General features: G+C 62.6%; 24 protein-coding genes and 1 tRNA gene. 7 read left to right on the top strand and 18 right to left on the bottom strand.

Annotated elements, in window-relative coordinates; translation table 11 throughout:
* Positions 1–184 precede the first annotated feature (184 nt).
* From F4827_RS04635 to F4827_RS04625, 3 genes are read right to left on the bottom strand one after another with little or no spacing between them, the layout of a single operon-like run.
* Positions 185–961, bottom strand: a complete 777-nt coding sequence (locus F4827_RS04635) for a putative DNA-binding domain-containing protein (RefSeq protein ID WP_183722159.1) — start codon at positions 959–961, stop codon at positions 185–187.
* Positions 958–1791 carry a DUF692 family multinuclear iron-containing protein gene (locus tag F4827_RS04630; protein WP_183722156.1) on the bottom strand — a complete coding sequence of 278 codons (834 nt, stop codon included), beginning with the start codon at positions 1789–1791 and terminating at the stop codon, positions 958–960. The genes F4827_RS04635 and F4827_RS04630 overlap by 4 nt, the downstream gene beginning before the upstream one ends.
* Before the next feature lie 24 nt (positions 1792–1815).
* On the bottom strand, positions 1816–2070 hold the full coding sequence (locus F4827_RS04625) for a DUF2282 domain-containing protein (protein ID WP_183722154.1): 255 nt from the start codon (positions 2068–2070) through the stop codon (positions 1816–1818).
* 286 nt (positions 2071–2356) lie between these two features.
* Here F4827_RS04625 and F4827_RS04620 point away from each other — a divergent pair, with 286 nt between their 5' ends.
* On the top strand, positions 2357–2671 hold the full coding sequence (locus F4827_RS04620; protein ID WP_183722151.1) for a DUF4148 domain-containing protein: 315 nt from the start codon (positions 2357–2359) through the stop codon (positions 2669–2671).
* A 311-nt stretch (positions 2672–2982) separates the two neighbouring features.
* On the opposite strand, the gene F4827_RS04615 is transcribed toward F4827_RS04620, so the two are convergent.
* Both F4827_RS04615 and F4827_RS04610 read right to left on the bottom strand, forming a co-directional pair.
* Entirely contained in the window at positions 2983–3792 is an 810-nt protein-coding gene (locus F4827_RS04615) for a hypothetical protein (protein WP_183722148.1), read from the bottom strand.
* A 107-nt stretch (positions 3793–3899) separates the two neighbouring features.
* Positions 3900–4193, bottom strand: a complete 294-nt coding sequence (locus F4827_RS04610; protein WP_183722145.1) for a hypothetical protein — start codon at positions 4191–4193, stop codon at positions 3900–3902.
* Between the two features lie 114 nt (positions 4194–4307).
* Here F4827_RS04610 and F4827_RS04605 point away from each other — a divergent pair, with 114 nt between their 5' ends.
* On the top strand, positions 4308–4754 hold the full coding sequence (locus F4827_RS04605) for an SRPBCC family protein (protein WP_183722142.1): 447 nt from the start codon (positions 4308–4310) through the stop codon (positions 4752–4754).
* A 53-nt stretch (positions 4755–4807) separates the two neighbouring features.
* Here the strand turns inward: F4827_RS04605 and F4827_RS04600 are convergent, their stop codons facing one another.
* The 7 genes from F4827_RS04600 to F4827_RS04570 form a co-directional block, all read right to left on the bottom strand.
* Positions 4808–5032, bottom strand: coding sequence for a SymE family type I addiction module toxin (locus F4827_RS04600; RefSeq protein WP_183722139.1), 225 nt, complete (start codon positions 5030–5032; stop codon positions 4808–4810).
* 94 nt (positions 5033–5126) lie between these two features.
* Entirely contained in the window at positions 5127–5486 is a 360-nt protein-coding gene (locus F4827_RS04595) for a helix-turn-helix domain-containing protein (protein WP_183722136.1), read from the bottom strand.
* A 602-nt stretch (positions 5487–6088) separates the two neighbouring features.
* Positions 6089–6164 (bottom strand) — tRNA-Ala (locus tag F4827_RS04590).
* A 70-nt stretch (positions 6165–6234) separates the two neighbouring features.
* Positions 6235–6576, bottom strand: a complete 342-nt coding sequence (locus F4827_RS04585; RefSeq protein ID WP_183722133.1) for a c-type cytochrome — start codon at positions 6574–6576, stop codon at positions 6235–6237.
* The gene (locus F4827_RS04580) at positions 6576–7367 is read right to left on the bottom strand and encodes a BON domain-containing protein (RefSeq protein ID WP_183722130.1); all 792 of its coding nucleotides are present in this window, start codon (positions 7365–7367) and stop codon (positions 6576–6578) included. The genes F4827_RS04585 and F4827_RS04580 overlap by 1 nt, the downstream gene beginning before the upstream one ends.
* A 48-nt stretch (positions 7368–7415) precedes the next feature.
* Positions 7416–8003: a phosphoheptose isomerase gene (locus tag F4827_RS04575; RefSeq protein WP_183722127.1), complete on the bottom strand. Its 588-nt coding sequence runs from the start codon at positions 8001–8003 to the stop codon at positions 7416–7418.
* 200 nt (positions 8004–8203) lie between these two features.
* A complete protein-coding gene (locus F4827_RS04570) occupies positions 8204–8716 on the bottom strand; it encodes a YraN family protein (RefSeq protein WP_183722124.1) in 513 nt (170 codons plus the stop codon).
* Here F4827_RS04570 and rsmI point away from each other — a divergent pair.
* Positions 8715–9623 (top strand): 16S rRNA (cytidine(1402)-2'-O)-methyltransferase, encoded by a 909-nt coding sequence (gene rsmI / locus F4827_RS04565; RefSeq protein ID WP_183722121.1) that lies wholly within the window; start codon positions 8715–8717, stop codon positions 9621–9623. The two genes, F4827_RS04570 and rsmI, sit on opposite strands and share 2 nt — an antisense overlap.
* A 198-nt stretch (positions 9624–9821) precedes the next feature.
* Here rsmI and F4827_RS04560 read toward each other — a convergent pair whose 3' ends face one another.
* Positions 9822–10421 carry a septal ring lytic transglycosylase RlpA family protein gene (locus F4827_RS04560; protein WP_183722118.1) on the bottom strand — a complete coding sequence of 200 codons (600 nt, stop codon included), beginning with the start codon at positions 10419–10421 and terminating at the stop codon, positions 9822–9824.
* Between the two features lie 782 nt (positions 10422–11203).
* Between F4827_RS04560 and F4827_RS04555 the strand changes: the two genes are divergently transcribed.
* The 3 genes from F4827_RS04555 to F4827_RS04545 all read left to right on the top strand — a co-directional run bounded on the left by F4827_RS04555 (position 11204) and on the right by F4827_RS04545 (position 13113).
* Positions 11204–11875: an MBL fold metallo-hydrolase gene (locus F4827_RS04555; protein WP_183722115.1), complete on the top strand. Its 672-nt coding sequence runs from the start codon at positions 11204–11206 to the stop codon at positions 11873–11875.
* 41 nt (positions 11876–11916) lie between these two features.
* Positions 11917–12552, top strand: coding sequence for an exonuclease (locus F4827_RS04550; protein WP_183722113.1), 636 nt, complete (start codon positions 11917–11919; stop codon positions 12550–12552).
* Between the two features lie 90 nt (positions 12553–12642).
* The gene (locus F4827_RS04545) at positions 12643–13113 is read left to right on the top strand and encodes an Lrp/AsnC family transcriptional regulator (RefSeq protein WP_181315535.1); all 471 of its coding nucleotides are present in this window, start codon (positions 12643–12645) and stop codon (positions 13111–13113) included.
* 104 nt (positions 13114–13217) lie between these two features.
* Here the strand turns inward: F4827_RS04545 and F4827_RS04540 are convergent, their stop codons facing one another.
* The 3 genes from F4827_RS04540 to F4827_RS04530 all read right to left on the bottom strand — a co-directional run bounded on the left by F4827_RS04540 (position 13218) and on the right by F4827_RS04530 (position 16172).
* Complete coding sequence (locus F4827_RS04540) at positions 13218–14384, bottom strand: cation diffusion facilitator family transporter (protein WP_183722111.1); 1167 nt, start codon at positions 14382–14384, stop codon at positions 13218–13220.
* Positions 14385–14658: 274 nt separating this feature from the next.
* Positions 14659–14967 carry an H-NS family nucleoid-associated regulatory protein gene (locus tag F4827_RS04535; protein ID WP_183722109.1) on the bottom strand — a complete coding sequence of 103 codons (309 nt, stop codon included), beginning with the start codon at positions 14965–14967 and terminating at the stop codon, positions 14659–14661.
* Positions 14968–15458: 491 nt separating this feature from the next.
* Positions 15459–16172 (bottom strand): HugZ family protein, encoded by a 714-nt coding sequence (locus F4827_RS04530; protein WP_183722107.1) that lies wholly within the window; start codon positions 16170–16172, stop codon positions 15459–15461.
* Between the two features lie 213 nt (positions 16173–16385).
* On the opposite strand from F4827_RS04530, the gene F4827_RS04525 reads away from it, so the two are divergent.
* Positions 16386–17624, top strand: a complete 1239-nt coding sequence (locus F4827_RS04525; protein WP_183722715.1) for an MFS transporter — start codon at positions 16386–16388, stop codon at positions 17622–17624.
* A 121-nt stretch (positions 17625–17745) separates the two neighbouring features.
* On the opposite strand, the gene F4827_RS04520 is transcribed toward F4827_RS04525, so the two are convergent.
* Both F4827_RS04520 and F4827_RS04515 read right to left on the bottom strand, forming a co-directional pair.
* Positions 17746–18891, bottom strand: a complete 1146-nt coding sequence (locus tag F4827_RS04520; protein ID WP_183722105.1) for a branched-chain amino acid ABC transporter substrate-binding protein — start codon at positions 18889–18891, stop codon at positions 17746–17748.
* A 558-nt stretch (positions 18892–19449) separates the two neighbouring features.
* Positions 19450–20532 carry a nitronate monooxygenase family protein gene (locus F4827_RS04515; protein ID WP_183722102.1) on the bottom strand — a complete coding sequence of 361 codons (1083 nt, stop codon included), beginning with the start codon at positions 20530–20532 and terminating at the stop codon, positions 19450–19452.
* Between the last annotated feature and the right edge of the window lie 19 nt (positions 20533–20551).

Below are 20551 nucleotides of genomic sequence, written 5' to 3'. Positions count from 1 at the left end.
TGCCGGTTTGCAATCGAGTGTACAACGCGAAAACGCGCTGCGCGTGGGGATTATGTGGCGCGGATCACATCGGCATCCCTGTTGAAATCACCTGATTAATGCGGTTATTTCATTGTGCGATTATTTGCTTCGGCATCCTGTTTTTTTGATTCGACATTCCTCTTTTATGTTCGCTAACCGCTAGTCAGGTATCGAGCAAACCGGTAATCGCATTCGTTTCTATCCACGTGCGCCATTGCGCGGCGAAGTCGAAATGGTCGTCGATCAAGAATGCGCGTTCGAGCGCGGCATCGAGTGTTTCGCCGCGTTGGAGCGCGATGAAGGCGGCGTGCGCGGCCCGCGTATGCACGAGCGCGGCGGATCGCCATTGCGGGCGCACGATGAGCGTCCAGTTGGGTTGGTAGATGTCGATGGATTCGGCGACTGCGCTCTGGCGATGCGCACGCCAGATTTCAAAGGCCGCGTGGCGCGATTCCAGCGCCGTGCAGGCCGGATTCACTTGTAGACGCGCAGCCATGAGCTTTTCGACGCCAATCGACTGCCACTGCGCCGTTGAAAGCGGCGTGACGTTCGCGGCGAATGTCGCGACATGCAGCGCCCATTCGATGCGCGCGACATCGCCGAAATAGGCGTAACGTGCGTCGGTTTCGTAACGTGCGATGAAGTCGGGCAGCGATGCGCCAAAGTGGTTCAGGTCCGCATCGCGCACAGGATGGGCGCGTGCGTAGGCAAGCGAAAGTGCCTCGAAGTAAGCGCCGCCTGCGAGTTGTGCGATGACGGGATAGGCGCTCGCCAGCGCCGCGCGACGGGCCGCGCGCACGTTGCCGCGATAGAGGCCGAGACGCTCGTGGGCGAGGGTTTGGTCGGCTATTTGCAGAGATTCGAACAGCGCGGCATCGGCGGCAGGATCGTCGATGGCATCCGCGAATGCGCGCTGCAATGTTTCCAGCGACGGGTTCATCGGTGCGCACTCAAGCGTTCTTGCGCCTGCCGCGCTTCGTCCAGCAGCACGTCGAGCGGCGGCACGGCGGTGTCCCATTCGATCAGCGTCGGCACCGCGCCGAAGCGATGCAACGCGGCATCGTAAAGCGACCAGACCTCGGGCGCGACGCGCGCGCCGTGATCGTCGATCACCGCGGCTGGCGTGACGCGATGGCCCGCAAGATGCAGTTCCCCGACGATCTCGCGCGGCAAGGCGCTGATCGCCTCAAGCGCGTCTTCGCCGTGATTGCGCTGGTTCACGTAGAGATTGTTCACGTCGAGCAGCACGCCACAGCCGGTGCGGCGCGCAAGCTCGGCGAGAAACGCGGCTTCGGTGTAATCGTCGTCGCGAAAACGCACGTAAGTGGAGACGTTTTCGATCAGCACGCGGCGGCGCAGCGTGTCCTGCATGAGCGCGACGCGCGCGCTGAGGTGATCGAGCGAGGCCTGCGTGAGCGGCATCGGCAGGAGATCGTGCAGCGCGGCATGCGGCGTCGCGCCCCAGCAAAGATGCTCGGAGACGAGCGCCGGTTCGATGCGCTCGATGAGCCGTGCTAGGCGCGCGAGATGCGTTTCGTCGAGCGGCGCGGCCGACCCGAGGCCAAGCCCGACGCCATGCAGGCTCACCGGCAGATCGCGGCGCACGGTGTCGAGCACATGCAGATCGTAACCGCCGTCGCCGAAATAGTTTTCGCTATGCACCTCGACCCAGCCGATGGGCGGCGGCGCTTGCATGAAGGCGTCGTAATGCGCATGACGCAAGCCGATGCCGACGCCTTGAACGTCTTGCTGCTTTCGTGGCGGATCCATGGACATCGTCATCGCACGCGCGAGTTACGTCTCCGGCGTGCCGCCGAGCTTTTCGCAGGTGCCCTTCGGCATCGTCTTGAAGTCGCCCTTGTCGTGATCGACTTTCGCCTGGCCCGCGCAGTCGTGCACGCCGGTCTTGCTCGAACAATCGTTCTGGCCAGCCTTGGCGACGCCATAGCAGTTCACCTGATCGTCGGCGTGCGCCACGCCCGCCGCTGCCGTTGCAAGACCCGCCAGCGCGGCGGCGATCGCGGCCTGACGGCCGAGCGCGTTTTTCATGGGAAATCTCCTGGAGGTTGCGGTTGCCGCGCGGCGTTGCGCGCGCGGCTCTGTGCGCACTATTTTGCCTCAGCGCCGACGAGGTCGAATTCCCGGGAGCGTTTGGATCGGCATTTCGGGCAGCGCGTTCTGGCACCGCATCAGAGCGCGAATTATCACGGTTTGCGCAATGATGTTTGCCGTATCCCGATATTTATCTTTGATGTGCACCGCAATAAAGTCACACCAACGAATCGAGCGCGAAGATTGTTACGGTTCGAATGATAATTTTCGGAGGTTGTTGATCATGAAGTCCCTTATTGCTGCGGCAATCGCTGCTACCGTTCTTGCCGCTCCGGCCGTGTCGTTCGCCCAGGCGAACAACCAGCAGCCGCTGACCCGCGCCCAGGTGCGCGCCGAACTCGTGCAACTCGAAAAGGCCGGCTACCGCCCGGGCCTGTCGAGCCCGTACTACCCGGAAGACCTGCAAGCCGCGCAAGCGCGCGTCGCGCAACAGAACGCGACGGCTGAGGCGACCGCTTACGGCGCATCGACCAATGGTTCGACGCAAGCCGGCGCGCGTACGACGGAAAACATCAAGCCGGTTTATTTCGGTCAGTAATTCGCCTCGGTCAGGCGTCGCGCACTGCGCCTTGCGGTGCGCTGTTTGACCTACGCCAGTTGGGCTCGCGCTCGCGCGGGCCCTTCAGTCGTTGTGCCGATACGTTTGTTATCGTCGCCTTATGCGGCTCGCTTCGTGTAAGGCACACCCCCAGGAAACCTCCGCCGTCGGTTATCCGGCGGCTTGCCCGGGCACTTTGTGTCCGGGCCTTTTTCCTGTTTCCTTCGTGGATCGCGGGTGCTGCACACCTTGTTCTATCGGTTCGCGCTTCGTTGGCGTCGGTGCGCGGACTTGTCTGCTTTTTCCCTTCTTTATTCTGGTGTGGCGGTTTCCGTGCGCAGGTTGGCGCGGGCGGCGGGTTGTGTGCGCTTCACGCGCGCAAGACGGGCGCTGGCTGTCTGGACGAGCATGGTGATGATGGATGCTTCGATGAACACCAGCGGCGCTGGTTGATGGTCCAGACCCAGTGCGAGCGTCAGGCAGAAGGCTGCGAAGCCGAAGCGGCCTAACACCATTCCCCGTAGTAAAACGATCACGAACGGCGCGCCGTGCGCCCGATGCGACGAGACGGCCAGTATGCTGCCTAGTAACGGGAATACGGCGAGCAAGCCGCTCCATGCAGGGCCGAGACGGCCTGAGAGCGCGGTGACGATGAGCGTGAGTGCTGCTCCTGCCGCCATGCGGGAGGCGAGGTCTTTTCTCGTTAGTTTTGCGGCCGGTGCGATTGCGGTGCTGCGTGGCAGGAAGGTTTGGCCGAAGCACGTTGCGATTAGCGCGACGGCCAGTGCCCAATGCCAGGATACCGGTAGTCGTGAGAGCACGCATGCTGCTGCGAGCCATGCGCAGAGTCCTGCCGCGAGTGCGAGCCACCACGGACGTGTGCGGCATGCCCACGCGTAGGCAAAGTTGAACGATTCCGATGCGAGGATCGCGTAAAGCGAGAGCGTAGCGGCTCGGGCTCCGAAGGCTGCGCCGCGGTCGATCACGAGCAGGAAAAGAATCGGGCCTGCCACGACTGGCAAACCGGCAAGCCAGCCTGCTACAGGGGGGCCCCACAGCTTGCCGGACATCGATACGAACAGCAGGAAAAGCGGAACGAGCGTGAGCTTGAGGGCGAGCATCGCGCTTTGTTGTGTTTTGTCGCGTTATGTAAGCGCCGATGGTAGCAGGGGGTTGGGCTTGTGTTAGTGCCTGTGTGCGCGGCTTTGGCTGGCTGTTAGTTGCGGGTTTAGAAGCCGTGGGTAACTAGCGATAGCACCGACAGGTCGGGATGCGTACCGTCGATGATGCTTCGGCCAATGTGGGCGGCTTCTTCGATCGCGTCCTGCTCGGTGCGGAAGGTTTCCTCGCCGTTGGCGTGGTAAGGGACGGTCTGGCCTGGTTTGGCCGGATTGGCGCCGGGGTGGCAGATGTAGGCCGTGTAGGTGTAGCGCGTGGCGCTTTCTTCTATCGGAGCGGCCGTGATGTGGATTTCGAAGCCTTCGTGGTCGACCTGATGCGACGCTAGCGGTTGAGCGCTCATTCTAGCCTCCAGGTGCCGCGGGTAAGCGGCTGCGTTCGGTATTGGGAAGTTTAGGCGATGCGGCCCGCGCGAGCCTACTATTGCAGGGCGATCCATCAACCTTGGAGCCTGGACATGGCATCGAACACCGTCCGTTTGCATCGTGTGCTGCGCGCACCGCCCGAGCGCATCTACCGCGCTTTTCTCGACGTGAGCGCAATCGTGAAATGGCTTCCGCCCAATGGCTTCACCTGCACGGTTCATGAACTCGATGCGAAGGTTGGCGGGCGTTATCGGATGTCGTTCAGGAATTTCACGACCGGACACATTCATTCGTTTGGCGGCGAATATCTCGAACTCGTGCCGAATGAGCGGTTGCGTTACACGGGCGTGTTCGAGGATCAGCATTTGGCTGGTGCGATGCAGACGACGGTGGAATTGCGTGCGGTTTTCTTCGGTGCGGAAATGAGCGTCGTGCAGGAAGGCATTCCGGAGGTTATTCCGGTTGAGGCTTGTTACCTAGGGTGGCAGGAATCGCTGGTGCTGCTTGCGGAGCTGGTGGAGGCGGAGATCAGGCAGTGAGAGAGAAGGGGCGAGTCCCCTTCTCTTCTTGCCTCCGGCCCTGGATTGGCGGATCAGTCTGGTGTGATCACGAGCCGGTTGTCCTCTACCGTCACTTTGACCCGCTGGCCTGCTTCAAATCCTGCGAGTTCGAGCCAGCGGCCAGATAGCTTGAGCCAAGGGTAAAGCGGCGGGTCAGTTCTTGTGCGAGCGCTGAGGCTGCGGTACCGCGAGGACTGCTGAATGGTTACCCGGCGCTCAGGATGAGTGGGCGATGCATTAAGATTGGCGTTAGCCATGGTCAACTCCTGCAATGAGTTGGTTTTGGTTAGCGGGCTGTGAGTGCTGGTAACACTCATGGCCCGCGCTTCGTTTACTGCTTTGAAACTACGGCTACTTGACTCGCTGGGCGAGTATGGTGTCTAGCATTTCTGAGACGAAATGCTGTTTCGTTCGGGGTAGTTGTTCGATTGCGTTGAGTTGCCGTTGCAGGCGCGATAGCGGGCTTGCTTTGCCTGCGCTTCGCGCGGCTGGTCTGCATAGCAATTCTTCGAAAGAGATCAACAAACGTTCTGTCAAAGCTGGCAATAGCGATGCCGGTATACGCGAGCGGCCGACTTCATAGTGGGCGAGCGTTTGTTGCGCTATTCCCAGCATGTCTGCCAAGTCCTGTTGAGTCATGCCGCACGCCCTTCTCGCCCCAGCAATGCGCTTGCCAAGCTCGATGAAAAATTCTTCGTCTTTTTCGTTCATTGCTGGGTCTCGAACAGAGAGAATGTGGTTAGGAATAATGCTGTGATTTGTTTGGTTATTTATTATTGTAGCGAAATTTCAATCTCTTAATTGCGGAGTCGCTTTTAATTTCAATATTTTTAAATGCGTGTTGGCGAGGATCAAATTCGATTGCAGATCAAGGAGATATCCGATCTCGATATTTCTATTTGAACGGAGTGGATTTCGCGCATCGAATAAGGGGATTGCGTGAGAAATGCGTATGGATGATTCGTGCCGAAGGCGGGAGCCTTTATGAAGATTTCTGTGGCTAAGGAATCGCAGCTATTGGCTGGTCTAACATCGCACAACAATTGAAAACGGGCATGGGTCGCTACGAAAACTGCTGAAAGGCTGGGGGCCTGCCGTGGCACGATATCGACGGACTGGAGGGTTTCGGCGAGCGTGCTCGCATCGCCGCAGGGTCGAAGGATTGACCGTGTGACAGACCCTGTGTCGTCCACGTCCTCAGACGGGCCAGTCTGTCACCCTGATGTCACCCGGCGGTGTGCCAAACCAACGATGACGGAAGTAGCGCCAAAATGAAAAAACCGGTCTAAGTGACCGGTTTTAAAAGGAAATCTTGGTGGAGCGGAGGAGGATCGAACTCCCGACCTTCGCATTGCGAACGCGACGCTCTCCCAGCTGAGCTACCGCCCCACTGCCCGATGAGTGTAGCACACCTATTTTTCAGCGCACCACCCCAGAAATTGCGTCGCCGCAACCAAAACTACTTCGAAGACGAAGCAGGCGCCCCAGCCAGCACCCAGGCCACAACATCGTGGATATCCCCAGCGCTCATGCCGGGATGAGAGGGCATCGGAATCGCCCCCCAAACTCCGGCCCCGCCCTCGCGAACCTTCTTTTCAAGCCTGGCCTGCGCCCCGGCATCACCCTTGTACTTCGCAGCGATGTCTTTAAATGAAGGCCCAACCAGCTTTCGGTCCACCGCATGACAGCCCATACAAGCATTCGCACGCGCAACCGCCTGCCCATCCCCAGCAAACGCAACCGAAGAAGCCGAAGCCGCAGCCCCCACCAAAACCAGCCCAACCACCAATCGCCTCACCATCACATCGACGCCCCGGTTGACCCGGCATGCGCGGGCGACGACTCCATCACCGGCGCCGGAGCCTGCTGCTCGATCGGCCTCGAACTCACACCCGAATCCGGAATCGCCCCCACCGTCGGCGCATCAGCCGCGGGCTGCGCGGGCGCACTCGAAACCGGCGCATTCCCCGACGACGAAGCCAGCGCCTGATCCGGCGCGATGTACTGATAGCACTTCACCACCTGCGCCACGCCCGAAACCGTGCTCGTCGCATTCGCCGCAACGTTACCCTCACGCGGCGTCACCAGGCCCATCAGATAGATATTCCCGCGCTCGGCCACCACCTTGAAGTTGTTCGCCGAAATCTCCTTGTACATCACCAGCTCGCTCTTGACCCGCCCTTCCAGATACGAGTCATTAGCGCGCGACGAGAACGAACTAGCCGGCTGCACCGCCAGCTCATTCACGATCGAGCCGACATTCGGAATCCCGCGCACGATGCTTTCAGCCTTCTGCTTCGAAGCCTCGTCGGGCACTTCGCCCGTCAGCAACACGCGCTGATTGAACACCGCCACGTTCACGTGCGCGGCGTCGCTCAGCCCGCTCGTCACGTTCGACAGCGCCTTCACCTGGATTTCGCGATCTTCGGTCTGCGAGCCCACCGTGCGTCGGTCGGTCGCCACCAGCGCCGTGCCGCCCGCCGCGCCCGCGAGCGCGAGGAAGCAGCCCTGCAGGCTCGCGCACAGCGAGGCCGCGAAGCCGATCGTCAGCGTGGTCCGGGCCAGCGCGCGCGTCATGCTGTTTCTGCTCATCAACTCCCTCTCCTTGGTGCTTCGATGTCGGTTCGAGTCAAGCCGGTTTCAATCCTCGCCCATCAGCATCGCGTCGATGCCGTCGCACAGGCAATGGATGGTCAGCAGATGCACTTCCTGAACGCGCGCGGTCCGGTCGGACGGCACGCTCAGGTGGATGTCGGTATCCGCGAGCGTTTCGTTGACCAGGCCGCCGCCCTTGCCGGTCAGCGCGATCACGATCATTTCGCGTTCGTGCGCCTCGGCAATGGCGGCCAGCACGTTGGCGGAATTGCCCGAGGTCGTGATGGCCAGCAGCACGTCGCCGGGCTGGCCGAGCGCACGCACCTGGCGCGCGAACACCTGGTCGTAGGCGTAGTCGTTCGACACCGCCGTGAGCACCGATGCATCGGTCGTCAGCGCCAGCGCGGGCAGGCCCGGGCGGTCGCGTTCGAAGCGGCCGATCAGTTCGGCGGCGAAGTGCTGGGCGTCGGCGGCCGAGCCTCCGTTGCCACAGGCCAGTATCTTGTTTCCGTTCGCCAGCGCGGCGAACATCGTATCGACCGCGGCGGCAATCGGCACGGCCAGGGTTTCCATCGCGGCGAGCTGCGTAGCTGCGCTATCGCGAAAATGCTGTTGAATACGTTCGACGGACATCGACTCTCTAATCTGTACTGCGGAGAAACGCGAAATCTTCGCGAAAATCCCCTTGGTTGCGGCGTGCCGCAAGTTTAGCGCACTCGCAGGGGTTCTCTTCCGGCGTTCTTTTCCTTCGCGCGTATTCTGCGCGCTTCTTCACGGCTGGTTCGCGCTTATTCGGTATCAATACGTAACCCGCGCACGCAACCGAAGCCTCATCAGCTTTCGTCCTCGCGAAACGCATCGCGCAGCCACGCGAGCCGGCCACCCTCGAACGTCACCACGTCGAAGCGGCATGCGGGTGGCAGCGCGCCATGCTCCTGCGCATGCGTGAGCAGATACTCGCGCGCGGCGAGCAGAACGCGTTGCCGCTTGTGCCATCCCACGCTCGCCGCGGCGCCGCCGTAGGCGGCCCGCGTGCGCGCACGCACCTCCACGAACACCAGCGTGCCGTCGCGCTCGCGCATCACGAGGTCGAGTTCGCCGCCCCGGCAATGGACGTTGCGCGCGACGAGTACCAGACGCTGGCGTTGCAGATAAGTCATCGCATGCGCCTCGAAGCGATCGCCCACCTCGCGCCGCGTGGCCCCACGACCTTGCGCTTTCGACTGGCCGCGCGCGGAAAAGTTGTCTTCGCCGTTTCGCGCGCCGGTGTCCCGATGCGCCGTCGCGCCCTCCCCCACATGGCACAATGACGGCCTCTTTTCTTGCGCTCGCGCGTTCCGTGTCATGACGTCGTCTCCTTTCGAACTCGCTCAGGGCCAGCAATATCCGGCCGGCACGCTGTATGTCGTGGCGACCCCCATCGGCAATACCGCCGATATCACGGTGCGCGCGCTGCACGTGCTCGGTCTGGTCGATCGCATCGCCGCCGAAGACACGCGCAACACCGGCCAGTTGCTCACGCGCTATGGCATCTCGAAGCCGCTCATCGCCGTGCACGAGCACAACGAGCGCGAAGCCGCACTGCGCGTGATCGAGCATCTGCGCGCGGGCGAGCGCGTGGCCTGCGTGTCGGACGCGGGCACACCGGGCATTTCCGACCCGGGCGCGAAGCTCGTCGATGCAGTGCGCGCCGCCGGTTTCCAGGTCGTGCCCTTGCCCGGCGCGAGCGCGCTTGCAACCGCGCTTTCCGCTGCGGGCGACTGGGTAGCGACGTTCACGTTCCTCGGCTTCTTGCCGCCCAAGGCGAAGCAGCGCGCGTCCGCCCTGCAGCCGCTTGTCTCGCACGCGCACGCGATGGTGTTTTACGAAGCGCCGCATCGCATCGTCGAAACCGTGCAGGCGCTTGCCGATGCGTTCGGTCCCGCGCGGCGTCTGTTGATCGCCCGCGAGTTGACCAAGTTACATGAGGCGCTCTGGTGCGGCACCCTGGCCGAAGGGCCAACGTGGCTCGCTGAAGACGCAAACCGTCAGCGTGGTGAGTTCGTGCTGGTGGTCGAAGGCGCAAGCGCACCCGAGTCCGACGAGGCGGATCACGATGCGCTGTTGCTCGTGCTGCTGCAGGAAGTGCCGGTGAAGGGCGCGGCGAAGATCGCGGCGGCGCTTACGGGCGCGTCGCGCAATACGCTCTACGCGCGTGCGCTCGAACTGAAGGAAGAGAACGAAGAGGATGAAGAGGAAGGCGACGAGGACTAAGTCCTCGCTTGCTGCGCCAGAAAAACCGAAGGGCTGCCCAATCCGGGCAGCCCTTCGTGCTTTTTACGAGTCGTCTATCCATACGTGGAGGGGTTTCGTACCTCATCCGGCGCGCGCAACGCGCCATCACGGACGACACACGCTAATGAATCTCACCACTCACACTCACCGAACGCCGACTAAACAGCGATCAACCCATCACGGGTTCGAGTTCGCCGCCAGCATTTCGGCTTGCGCGGCCTTCGCTTCCTGACGCGAGAGACCTTCGATGTTGACCTTTGCCGTACCCGCGTGTTGCAGGCCCAGCATCCGAGCCGCAGCGAGGGACAGATCGATCACGCGGCCACGAGCGTAGGGGCCACGGTCGTTGATCTTCACGACGACCCACTTCGCGGTCCCCGGAATGCTCACGCGCACATAGGAGCCCAGCGGCAGCGTGCGGTGCGCGGCAGTGAGCGCTTCCATGTTGTAGCGCTCGCCGCTTGCGGTCTTGCGACCGTGGAAGGCGCGGCCGTACCACGATGCGCGACCAACCTGACGGAAGGAGCCGGCGTCGACTGCGTCGCCGTCGATCGCCTGTGCATCGGCGAGCGAGTTGTCCTTGCCTGCGCCCGATGCGGGCAGCGCCGCCAGCGCCGAGCCGTAGCTCTGCGGCGACGCGAACGCGGTGTGTGCGTCCCTGGTGCTCAGCGCGTTGCCCTGCGCCTGATCCTGCGGGCCGGGCGGCATGGCACAACCTGCCAGCACGGACACGGCTGCGAGACTCCCGAGTCGTCGTCGAGATAGTCCAAAATTCATAAATTAGCCTTCTGTTCAAGGCCATCCTGCACCTTGGTGGTGCATCACTGGATAACCCCGGCGGTCGCAGGCAAAAGGACGCCACGCTCGCCTTGTCGCATGAACAAAAGGCGTGCGAGTACCCATACCCGGATGCGGCCCCATATGCCGCTAACCGCTAGTTTGCTTTCACGTCTGGCGCAACCTGTCCCCGGCAGCCTGACCAGACCCCACAAGCCGCCATCGAACGCGATGAACACATTCAGGCACGCCGGATAACACACGGCGTACAGGAACGGCGGCGTAGGCCCCACCCAGCGTCACGACAGCAAGGTCGTGGCAGGCGCGTAGCGCCTGGCTGGGCAAGACGTGCGGTGCCGAACGGATCGGCACCTGATTTGCCATCTTGTAAGGCAGCCTGTTTAGCTGGCCTCTGAGACGGCACTGCTTGACGGCGATGCATCGAGACCCATTATTTACTGCAGGTCACATCGCCACTTGAATGCACTCACAAACGTGCTTGATGGGTCGCATTATACCTAAAAGTTATTCTTGTCATGCTCGCCACCCGCAAATCTCCATGATTTCTAACTATTGATGCAACAAAGCCGTTTGGCGAGGCCCGCCAATCCCTTGTCTGACAAGGGCTGCGCCGATCGTCCGCCCAGCTCCGGACGACGCCGGGCGGCACGTCGTACACCCCGGTACAATCGGGTTCCTGGGTCGGTTTGCCGCGCATGCGAACAAGCACGGCCCCACGACAACCCCGCTGCCCACTTCACCTCCTGAGCCCGACCGCGCGCATGAAAGTCACGCTTATCCCCGTCACGCCGTTCCAGCAAAACAGTTCGCTGCTCGTCTGCGAAGCGACGCAACGCGCTGCCGTTGTCGATCCGGGCGGCGATCTCGATCGCATCGAAGCGGAGATCGCGAATCAAGGCGTGCAGCTCGAAAAAGTGCTGCTCACGCACGGTCATCTCGATCACTGCGCGGGCGCGAAGGCGCTGGCCGACAAGTTCGGCGTGCCGATCGAAGGGCCGCAGGAAGACGAACGCTTCTGGATCGAGCAATTGCCGCAGCAAAGCGTGCGCTTTGGCTTCGGGCATGCGCAGGCGTTCGAGCCGGATCGCTGGCTCGTGAACGGCGACACCGTACGCTTCGGCAACGAGGAGATGGAGGTCTACCACTGCCCCGGCCACACGCCGGGTCATGTCGTCTTTTTCAGCCGCGAGCATCGGCTGGCGTTTGTCGGCGATGTGCTGTTCGCCGGCTCGATCGGCCGCACGGACTTTCCGCGCGGCAATCATGCGGATCTGGTGCGTTCGATCCGCGAAAAGCTCTGGCCGCTGGGCGACGATGTCACCTTCGTGCCGGGTCACGGCCCGGTTTCGACCTTTGGCGAGGAGCGCCGCTCCAATCCCTATGTGGCAGACAGCGTCGTCGGCGATGAACCCAGCCGGGCGCAGTGGGGCTAAACTCGCGCACCCAGAACCTTGCGCGCCATCTACAGCAAGCGATGAATCAAGCCGCCATCGAAGAGATTTACGTAAGCACCGACGTCGAGGCCGACGGTCCGATTCCCGGCCCGCACTCGATGCTCAGTTTCGCCTCGGCGGCCTATACCGCCGACAAGCGCCTGATCGCCACCTTCTCGGCGAATCTGGCGACGCTCGACGGCGCTGCGCCGCATCCGGTGCAGGCCGCGTGGTGGGAAACCCAGCCCGAGGCCTGGGCGGCCTGCCGCAAGGACTTGCAGGACCCGGCGGCGGCGCTCGTCGCCTATGTCGAATGGGTGGAGGCGCTGCCGGGCAAGCCCGTGTTCGTGGCCATGCCCGCGGGTTTCGATTTCACCTACATGTTCTGGTACATGATGCGTTTCGCCGGACGCTGTCCGTTCTCGTGGTCGGCGCTCGACATCAAGACACTCGCCTTCGCGATCACCGGCCTGCCCTATCGCAAGAACATCAAGCCGCGCTTCCCCAAACACTGGTTCGACGATCACCCGCACACGCATGTGGCGCTCGACGACGCCATCGAGCAAGGCGCGCTGTTCTGCAACATGCTCGCCGATCTGCGGGCGCAGCAGGCCGCCCTGAAGGCGCTTTCGAGCGCCGATGACGGGGACGCATCAGGGCAAAACGCCGCCAGCTAAGCATCGGGTTAGGTAATCTCCCTCGCCAAACGCGGTTTGCATTGCGTTTCGTTTTCCCGACCTCTACCATTCGGGAATACGGCGACGCACATGGAGGCGCATTTGACACTCGATACGTTCTCTCAGAAGATCCTGCGCCTGCTGCAGCTGGACGCGCGCCGCTCGGTGCAGGAGATCTCCGATCAGGTCGGGCTCTCCAGCACGCCTTGCTGGCGTCGCATCAAGGATATGGAGCAGTCCGGCGTGATCCAGCGCTACACCGCGCTGCTCGATCGCGAGAAGCTTGGCCTGCACGTCTGCGCACTCGCGCATATCCATCTCACGCGGCACACGGAAGGCGGCGTCGAGGCGTTCGAGCGCGAGATCGCCACCTGCCCCGAAGTGACCGAGTGCTACAGCACCACGGGCGAATCGGACTACATCCTCAAGATCGTCGCGCCCGACATCAAGGCCTACGACGCCTTCCTGCACGAACGCATCTTCCGCATTCCGGCGGTTGCGCAGGTGCGCACGAGCGTCGTGCTGCGCGAAATCAAGTTCGATACCCAGCTGCCGCTCTGAGGCTGCATACCAGTCTGCCCTCTGCCGATGACAAAACGCCGCGCGCCATGAATGGCGGCGCGGCGTTTTCATATTGATGCGGCGATGCTGTCGCTCGTTCAGCCTCAGCCGATAGGCGGCGACGCGCTTAGCCGCGCATCGGCGGTCATCTGCAACGCCTCCAGCCGGCTCGCGCCCAGCTTGCGCCGCAGCGCCTCCAGATCGACATCGGCCAGACGCCGCGCGTCGTCGCGCGCCGCCAGCGCGAACTGGATTTCCAGCCCGGTGCTCAGATAGTGCAGCGTCACCGTTTCCACATGTACGTCGTGCGCGCCAAGCGCCTCGCGCAGCGCTTGCGCGACTTCGCCGCGCGGCGGCAGGTTCGACACCGAGCGCACGTGCATGTCGTCCTCGGGATCGACGTGGATCAGCGCGTCGAGCACGCGCGCATCGGTGAGCAGGCGCGCACGCGCCATTTCGGCGATGAAGTGTCCCTCGGACACCGAGATAAACGGATCGACCAGGATATGCGCGTCCACCAGCGCGAGGTCGCCGGTCTTGCGCGTGCGCATCTCGTGCACGTCCAGCACGCCGGGCGTCTCCAGCAGCAGCGCGCGCAGATCGGCGGCGGCCGATTCGTCGAGCGCGCGATCCGACAGATCCTGCAGCGCGTCCCAGCCGAACACCCAGCCCATGCGCGCCACCATGAAGCCGACGATGGCAGCGGCAATCGGATCGAGCAGCCGCACGCCCGCCAGGCTGCCGACAATGCCAATGGCCACCACCAGCGACGACGCCGCATCCGAGCGCGCATGCCACGCGTTCGCAATCAGCATGGCGGAACGCACGCGCTGCGCCTCGCGCAGCATGTAGCGAAACAGCGCCTCCTTCGACACCAGCACCAGCACGGCCACCGCAAGCGCGCTCGCATGGACGGGCGGGATATCGCCGAGATTGGCAAGTCGCGTACCGGCGCGCGCAAGCATGCCCACGCCCACCGCAATCAGTAATGCGCCGAGAAATAATGAAGCAACTGTTTCATAACGGCTGTGGCCGTAATTGTGATCGGCATCCGGCTTTGCGCCACTATGCCGATTGGCGATCAGGACAACGAAATCGGAGACGAGATCGGAAAGCGAATGCACGCCGTCCGCGATCAAAGCCTGCGAATGCGCCATCACGCCAACTACGATTTGCAGCACGACAAGCACCGAATTCAAGCCAACGCTAACAAACGTTGTCTTGCGTGCGACCTGCTGTTTATCGGATAACGGGGCGGCGGAGGTGAACATGCTGATCCAGAAGCGAACGAGGGAATTTCCGCGATTGTAATCGCGACGCCGTCCCCAATTGGAGATAACCCTGGAATCTTCTTTTAAATCAGGCGACTACGAGAACCCTTCGCATTCGCGTTCAGCAATCCTGCGCAAGGGTGCGCGCCATGTACGTCACTAGTGATGGTAAGAAAAAGAAAGTCACAGTAAGCCAGATAACAAAAAGCCGCGCGTCCCCGTGACAGCGCGGCTTTTATACCGATGGACCGTGAAGCCCATCTATTACAGCTTATTACTTCGAGATCAGGTATTTATCGCGATCCTGGCCAGCGATCCAGCGCGGCGGCTTGCCACGGCCCGACCACGTGCTGCCGCTATCCGGGTCACGATACTTGGGCGCCACACTTGCGCGCGAGCGGCTGGCTGCCTTTGCAGCCTTGCCTGCAGCGCGAGCGCCGCCGAGTTCTGCGATGGTAATGCCGTAATCGGCCATTTTCTGCTTGATTTCGTCGAGGACCTCAGCGTACTCGCGCTCCTTTGCCTCTTGAATCTGCTTTTCCAGCTTTTCCCGCTGAGCGAGGAGTTCCTTGTATGACGACATGAGTATGGTGCCCTAATGAATGTTGATAATGGCTACCGATCTGATGCCAGTATGCCGATTGACAGTTGAATTGCCTCGGAAATTGGTGGCGAGATTAACACAGAAACGAATGCCACGAAAAGCGCGCGGCAATAAAATAATCAAAATATTTTACGAAACGTTTGCCGATGATTGGCACCACTTCCGTCAGCGTTTGACGTCAGCGTTTGCTGGCATGTAGAAATGGTAAGAATCTTTCATTTCGTGCAAATCGGTATTTTTACCCAATGCCCCAATCTGTCGATAAATTCGTTTCTCATAATTAGCAGGGCATGAACATTATCTGTCTCAAAAACGATAAACATTTCATCCCATGAAAACTTCAGATGAATAGAAGTCAATATCGCGCGATGACGCAATGCATCATTGGCGGCTGACGCCACTTTGTGGCCGTTTTCAGCCTGCCTGAATCCTGCCGGAATCCTTTTACCGCCGGGTTTTAGAGAAAATACTCAGTTTGAATGGGCGGCGAGAGAATTGGCTAGCGCGCCATGCAAGGATGCGCTGTCGAGTTGCGGCGCCTCGAATGGATGGCGCATGCGCCGGCCATCGATACGCCAATCCGCGCCATGACGATCGACGCCCAGCAGCGTCAAACCCTCGCGTCGCGCAGGGTGCGTAGCGGCGAAACGGACCAGCGCTTCTTCCTCTTCGGCGGGCACAGGATCGAGCGTGTCGAGTTCCACGCCGTCGAGCCAGCCCATCGCGCCAAAGCCGCCGATATAGCGCAGCCGCTCGACCTGCAGCGTCCAGAAGGTGAAGTCGCCGAGTGCGAGATAGCGCGCGGCGTCGGGGTGATAGCGCAGATAACGGCGCGCGAGCGCGCCATCCGCGCCCTCCCCGCAGGGTTCGAACCGGCCGATCAACGTCATGCGCGGCGCGCCCAGCACGTCTTCGCCGCTCGTTTGCGCCACCAGAAAACCCGCGCGGGGATCTTCCTGAAGATTGCGCGTGTGCTCGGCGAGGCGGCTCACGAGGATCACCGGACGATGGCGCGCATCGGTCGCGAAAGGCAGCAGCGTCGGATACGGGAAACCTTGCGGCTCGCGCGCGTGGGTGGCGAGCGTGCCGGCCGGCGCCTGATGCAGCAGATCAAGCGGAGCGTGAGCGGGAATCTTCAAGGAATCGTCCTCCGTCGATGAAATGTCGATGAAATCGCCGTGCATGCGCTGCGCTCATTAAAGCAGAGCGCGCGCAGGCATCAGCACTCATTGCGCGCCTTCGCTAGAATCATCGCTTGCCTTTCAGACGGCTTGTATCTGCGCGGCCTGGCGTTTTCCGCACGCTGCGCGCGGCCGTCCCTTCCAGTATGAGCGCCGTGCCCGACACCGTGGCATGTGCGCGGCCTCTCTTCGACGGGATTATCCGTGTCCGACCGCATCACCGATCCGGCGCTCCCAGCGTCCGCTTCAACACCGGCTTCAAATCCGGCTTCCACGCCTGCCGCGACGCATCGCGCGCTGCCCGCCGCCACGCGCCGCCGCGCACGCTACGCGACCATGGCGCTGTTCTTCATCGCCGGCATGATGTACGCCTCCTGGGGCGTGCACGTGCCCACCGTGCGCGACAAATTCCACCTCAGCGCCGCCATGCTCTCCTACGCGCTGTTCGCGGTGGCGGGCGGCTCGATCGCCGCGATGACGACGATCGGCGGCTGGATCGCGCGGGTCGGCTCGCGGCGCGCGTGTCTCGCGGGCGGCCTCACCATGTCCGTGTGCGGCGCGCTGATCCTCGTGGTGCCCTACTACTGGATGCTGCTGGTGGTGCTGGCCCTGTTCGGCATCGGCATGGCCACGCTCGACGTGTCGATGAACGCCGAAGCCAGCGCCGTCGAGGAAGCCGTCGGCAAACCCATCATGTCGGCGCTGCACGGCATGTTCAGCCTGGGCGGGATGGCGGGCGCGGCGATTGGCGGCGCGCTGCTGGCGCGCGGCCTGGCGCCCGCGCTGCATCTGTTCCTCGCGTCCGCGCTGGCCGCGCTGGTGCTTTGGGTGTCGTGCCCATTCGTGCTGCCGCATGTGCCGCACGCCACCCACGGCGAGCACGCCAAGACCGGCAACCGCTGGCGCACGCCCGCGCTGTGGGCGCTGGGCGGCATCGCCCTGATCGCGCTGATCGCCGAAGGCGCGATGTACGATTGGGCCACCGTCTATATGCGCGACGTCGTGATCGCCACGCCCGCGCTCGCCAGCGCCGCCTATGCGGCGTTCTCGGGCGGCATGGCGGTGGCGCGCTTCGCGGGCGACGCGGTGCGCGCACGCTTTGGCGCGCCGCAACTGGTGCTCGCAAGCGCGTCGCTGGCCTGCGCGGGGATGATCGGCGCGCTGCTGCTACCGTACTCGTTCACGGCGCTCACGGGCTTCACGCTGATGGGCCTGGGCCTCGCCAATATGATGCCGGTGCTGTTCGCCGCCGCCGCGCGCGTGAAGGGCATCCACGCGGCCGAGGGGCTCGCGCACGTCGCGGGCATCGCGTATTTCGGCTTGCTGTTCGGGCCGGTGGTGATCGGCGCGATCACGCAGGTGACCAATCTCACCGTGGGTCTGGCCGTGGTCGCATTGTGCGCGGCGCTGGTGGCGTTCGCGGGGCCGAAGGTGTTGCGCCGTCTGGGTATCTGACGCGCACGGCCTGAACGCGCACTGCCGCGACGCTGGAAAAACAAAAGCCCACGGACCGAAACCCGTGGGCTTTTTCACATCGATACCAACCGGCCAAAGCCGGTTGGTATCGCATGCGGATTTACATCTTCACCACGTCGAGCAGCGACTTCTTGCCCGACTTGTAGTTGTACAGCGAGATCACGCCGTGCTTGAGGTCGCCCTTCGAATCGAAGGTCGTCTCGCCGATCACACCCTTGTAGTCCGTCGAAGGCATCGCTGCGAGAATCTTCGCCGGATCCGTCGAGTTGGAGCGCTTCATCGCGTCGACGATGATGTAGACCGCGTCATACGTGAACGGTGCGTAGATCTGGATCGGCTGGCCGAAGCGCTTCTCGTACTTGGCTTCGAACGCCTTGCCGCCCGCCATCTTTTCGAGCGCCATGCCGGCTTCCGAGCAGACGATGTTGTCGGTTGCGTCGCCGGCCAGGTCCGACAGCTTGTCGGTACACACGCCGTCGCCTGCCAGCACCTTGGCGCGCAGGCCGAGCTGCTTGGCTTGCTTGGCGAACGGGCCGCCGGTGGCGTCCATGCCGCCGTACATGATCGCGTCGGGGTTTTCGCCCTTGATCTTCGTCAGAATTGCGCGGAAGTCCACGGCCTTGTCGTTGGTCGCGTCATGCGACAGAACGTTGATGCCGAGCGACTTGGCGGTCTTCTCGAATTCGTTCGCGAGACCCTGGCCGTAAGCCGTCGAGTCGTCGACGATCGCGACGCTCTTGACCTTCAGGCTCTTCGACGCGTAGTTCGCGAGCGCCGGGCCTTGCTGGGCATCCGTCGCCACGACGCGGTACGTCGTCTTGAAGCCTTGCTGCGTGTAGGCCGGGTTGGTGGCCGACGGCGAGATCTGCACGATGCCTGCATCGCTATAGATCTTCGAAGCCGGAATCGACGTACCCGAGTTCAGGTGGCCGACCACTGCGACAACCTTGTCGTCAACGAGCTTCTGCGCGACCTGCGTGGCCGTACGCGGGTCAGCTGCGTCGTCCTGCGCGTCGAGCGCGAGCGTGACCTTCTGGCCGTTGATCGTCAGACCTTTGGCGTTGATCTCTTCGACTGCGAGACGCGCGCCATTTTCGTTGTCCTTGCCAAGGTGTGCGATTCCGCCCGTGAGCGGAGCGACGTGGCCAATCTTGACCGTTTCGTCGGCGCTCGACACCGTTGCGAACGACGCGCACAGCATGGCTGCAGCGCTGATCGGCAACAGCTTGTGAAGCTTGATATTCATGTAAGTCTCCAGTTTCGAACCCAAAAGCAACGTAATCGCCCTGTGCCCCCGACGTGTCGCTCCCCGTGCGGACGACCACGCAGGATGCATCCTTGATGCACCTGGCCAGCATGGTTTCGAATGCCGTTTGTGACAGCGTTCTCGCACCATACTTGCGCGCAAGTGTAGGTGATCAAATTAATTTGGGGGACTTTTTTCAGATATCGGGGCGAGTACCAATAGGCTTTCACCCGAGTACTTCGAAAACCTGGTCAATTCCCGCGAAACCCTTGTCCAGCAAGGCTCGAAAACGACGTTTGCAATCCTTTCGAAAGCTTCGTCCAATTTACGCCGGAATATTTTTCGGGATTTTTGGCGAGTTATGCGAAGCATTGAGCAGGGCCTGCAATGGGTCCGGCAACGTTTGCTTTTTTGAATGCGCAACGAATTGGATAGGCGCTCGATGTTCCGGCTTTAAAGTCAGCCTTCGATTAATTTTCCGCAAGGTCCTGACGCACGTGTTGCGCGCGCCAGGACAGCGGCAGATCCGAGCGCTTTCGGCCGCGTCTTCAGATGGGTTCAGCCGTGGAACCTGCGCAACGTCGCGCGCCACTCCGCGTCGAGCGCATCGACGAGTTGCGCCGCGCCGATGCCTTCTTCGCGCACGCGCGACAGCGGCGCGCCCTGCCCCGACCACAGCGAGAGCCAGTCGCCATCATTCGCGCGCGCGGCGCGCTGGCGTAATTCCTGGGTCAGCGCGTTCTGCACCGGATAGGGCGCGACGCTATCCGCGTGCGCTTCGAGCTGCGCCATCAGCGGATTGCGGATGCCGCGCGCGTGACGGCCCGTGATCGCGCGCGTGACCGAAGTCGACGTATCGGCGGATGCACGCAGACGCGCTTTCCAGTCGGCGGGGATCGCGCTTTGCGCGCAGCCGAGAAACGCCGTGCCCATCTGCACGGCCTGCGCGCCCAGCGCGAGCGCGGCGGCGATGCCGCGTCCGTCCATGATGCCGCCCGCCGCGAGCACGGGCAGGCCGCTCGCGTCGGCGATCTGCGGCGTTAGCGCGAAGGTGCCGATCAACGCGTGCGCCACCTCGCCGATAAAGGTGCCGCGATGGCCGCCCGCTTCCGCGCCCTGCGCGACGATAGCGTCCGCGCCCGCATCGCGCCACGCGAGCGCTTCGGCGACATGGGTCGCGGTGCCGATCACATAACTGCCCGCCGCGTGCAGCCGCGCCACATCCTCGCTGGGCAGCAGGCCGAACGTGAAACTCACCACCGGCACGCGCAGATCGACGAGCGTATCGAGTTGCGCGCGGAAGTCGGGCGCATAGGCCGCGAGCGGCGCGCCGGGCGGCAGATCAAATTGCGCGCGCAACGGATCGATCGCGCCAAGCGCGCGGCGCACGGTGGCGTCGTCCGGATCCGCGCGGTCGAGCACGAAGAGATTCACGCCGAACGGCCTGGTGGTGAGCGCGCGGATCGCGGCCACTTCGCTGGCGATCTTTTCGGGCGCGAGCGCCGCGCCCGCGAGAAACCCCAGCCCGCCCGCGTTCGATACAGCGGACACGAGTGCTGGCGTAGTGGGACCGCCCGCCATCGGCCCCTGCACGAGCGGCAGGCGCAGATCGAAGCGACGGCTAAAAGCAGTTGAACTCATGACGAAATCCTTTGCATGT

This window comes from Paraburkholderia bannensis (assembly GCF_014200455.1).
Lineage (GTDB): Bacteria > Pseudomonadota > Gammaproteobacteria > Burkholderiales > Burkholderiaceae > Paraburkholderia > Paraburkholderia bannensis_A.
The sequence above is the reverse complement of the archived record's forward strand: the minus strand, read 5'-3'. Positions and strand labels throughout refer to the sequence as shown.

Excerpts from the sequence above, each read along its gene's own strand:
- F4827_RS04635 (WP_183722159.1), bottom strand. The coding sequence starts at position 961 with ATGAACCCGTCGCTGGAAACATTGCAGCGCGCATTCGCGGATGCCATC.
- F4827_RS04630 (WP_183722156.1), bottom strand. The coding sequence starts at position 1,791 with ATGGATCCGCCACGAAAGCAGCAAGACGTTCAAGGCGTCGGCATCGGC.
- F4827_RS04625 (WP_183722154.1), bottom strand. The coding sequence starts at position 2,070 with ATGAAAAACGCGCTCGGCCGTCAGGCCGCGATCGCCGCCGCGCTGGCG.
- F4827_RS04620 (WP_183722151.1), top strand. The coding sequence starts at position 2,357 with ATGAAGTCCCTTATTGCTGCGGCAATCGCTGCTACCGTTCTTGCCGCT.
- F4827_RS04615 (WP_183722148.1), bottom strand. The coding sequence starts at position 3,792 with ATGCTCGCCCTCAAGCTCACGCTCGTTCCGCTTTTCCTGCTGTTCGTA.
- F4827_RS04610 (WP_183722145.1), bottom strand. The coding sequence starts at position 4,193 with ATGAGCGCTCAACCGCTAGCGTCGCATCAGGTCGACCACGAAGGCTTC.
- F4827_RS04605 (WP_183722142.1), top strand. The coding sequence starts at position 4,308 with ATGGCATCGAACACCGTCCGTTTGCATCGTGTGCTGCGCGCACCGCCC.
- F4827_RS04600 (WP_183722139.1), bottom strand. The coding sequence starts at position 5,032 with ATGGCTAACGCCAATCTTAATGCATCGCCCACTCATCCTGAGCGCCGG.
- F4827_RS04595 (WP_183722136.1), bottom strand. The coding sequence starts at position 5,486 with ATGAACGAAAAAGACGAAGAATTTTTCATCGAGCTTGGCAAGCGCATT.
- F4827_RS04585 (WP_183722133.1), bottom strand. The coding sequence starts at position 6,576 with ATGGTGAGGCGATTGGTGGTTGGGCTGGTTTTGGTGGGGGCTGCGGCT.
- F4827_RS04580 (WP_183722130.1), bottom strand. The coding sequence starts at position 7,367 with ATGAGCAGAAACAGCATGACGCGCGCGCTGGCCCGGACCACGCTGACG.
- F4827_RS04575 (WP_183722127.1), bottom strand. The coding sequence starts at position 8,003 with ATGTCCGTCGAACGTATTCAACAGCATTTTCGCGATAGCGCAGCTACG.
- rsmI (WP_183722121.1), top strand. The coding sequence starts at position 8,715 with ATGACGTCGTCTCCTTTCGAACTCGCTCAGGGCCAGCAATATCCGGCC.
- F4827_RS04570 (WP_183722124.1), bottom strand. The coding sequence starts at position 8,716 with ATGACACGGAACGCGCGAGCGCAAGAAAAGAGGCCGTCATTGTGCCAT.
- F4827_RS04560 (WP_183722118.1), bottom strand. The coding sequence starts at position 10,421 with ATGAATTTTGGACTATCTCGACGACGACTCGGGAGTCTCGCAGCCGTG.
- F4827_RS04555 (WP_183722115.1), top strand. The coding sequence starts at position 11,204 with ATGAAAGTCACGCTTATCCCCGTCACGCCGTTCCAGCAAAACAGTTCG.
- F4827_RS04550 (WP_183722113.1), top strand. The coding sequence starts at position 11,917 with ATGAATCAAGCCGCCATCGAAGAGATTTACGTAAGCACCGACGTCGAG.
- F4827_RS04545 (WP_181315535.1), top strand. The coding sequence starts at position 12,643 with ATGGAGGCGCATTTGACACTCGATACGTTCTCTCAGAAGATCCTGCGC.
- F4827_RS04540 (WP_183722111.1), bottom strand. The coding sequence starts at position 14,384 with ATGTTCACCTCCGCCGCCCCGTTATCCGATAAACAGCAGGTCGCACGC.
- F4827_RS04535 (WP_183722109.1), bottom strand. The coding sequence starts at position 14,967 with ATGTCGTCATACAAGGAACTCCTCGCTCAGCGGGAAAAGCTGGAAAAG.
- F4827_RS04530 (WP_183722107.1), bottom strand. The coding sequence starts at position 16,172 with ATGCACGGCGATTTCATCGACATTTCATCGACGGAGGACGATTCCTTG.
- F4827_RS04520 (WP_183722105.1), bottom strand. The coding sequence starts at position 18,891 with ATGAATATCAAGCTTCACAAGCTGTTGCCGATCAGCGCTGCAGCCATG.
- F4827_RS04515 (WP_183722102.1), bottom strand. The coding sequence starts at position 20,532 with ATGAGTTCAACTGCTTTTAGCCGTCGCTTCGATCTGCGCCTGCCGCTC.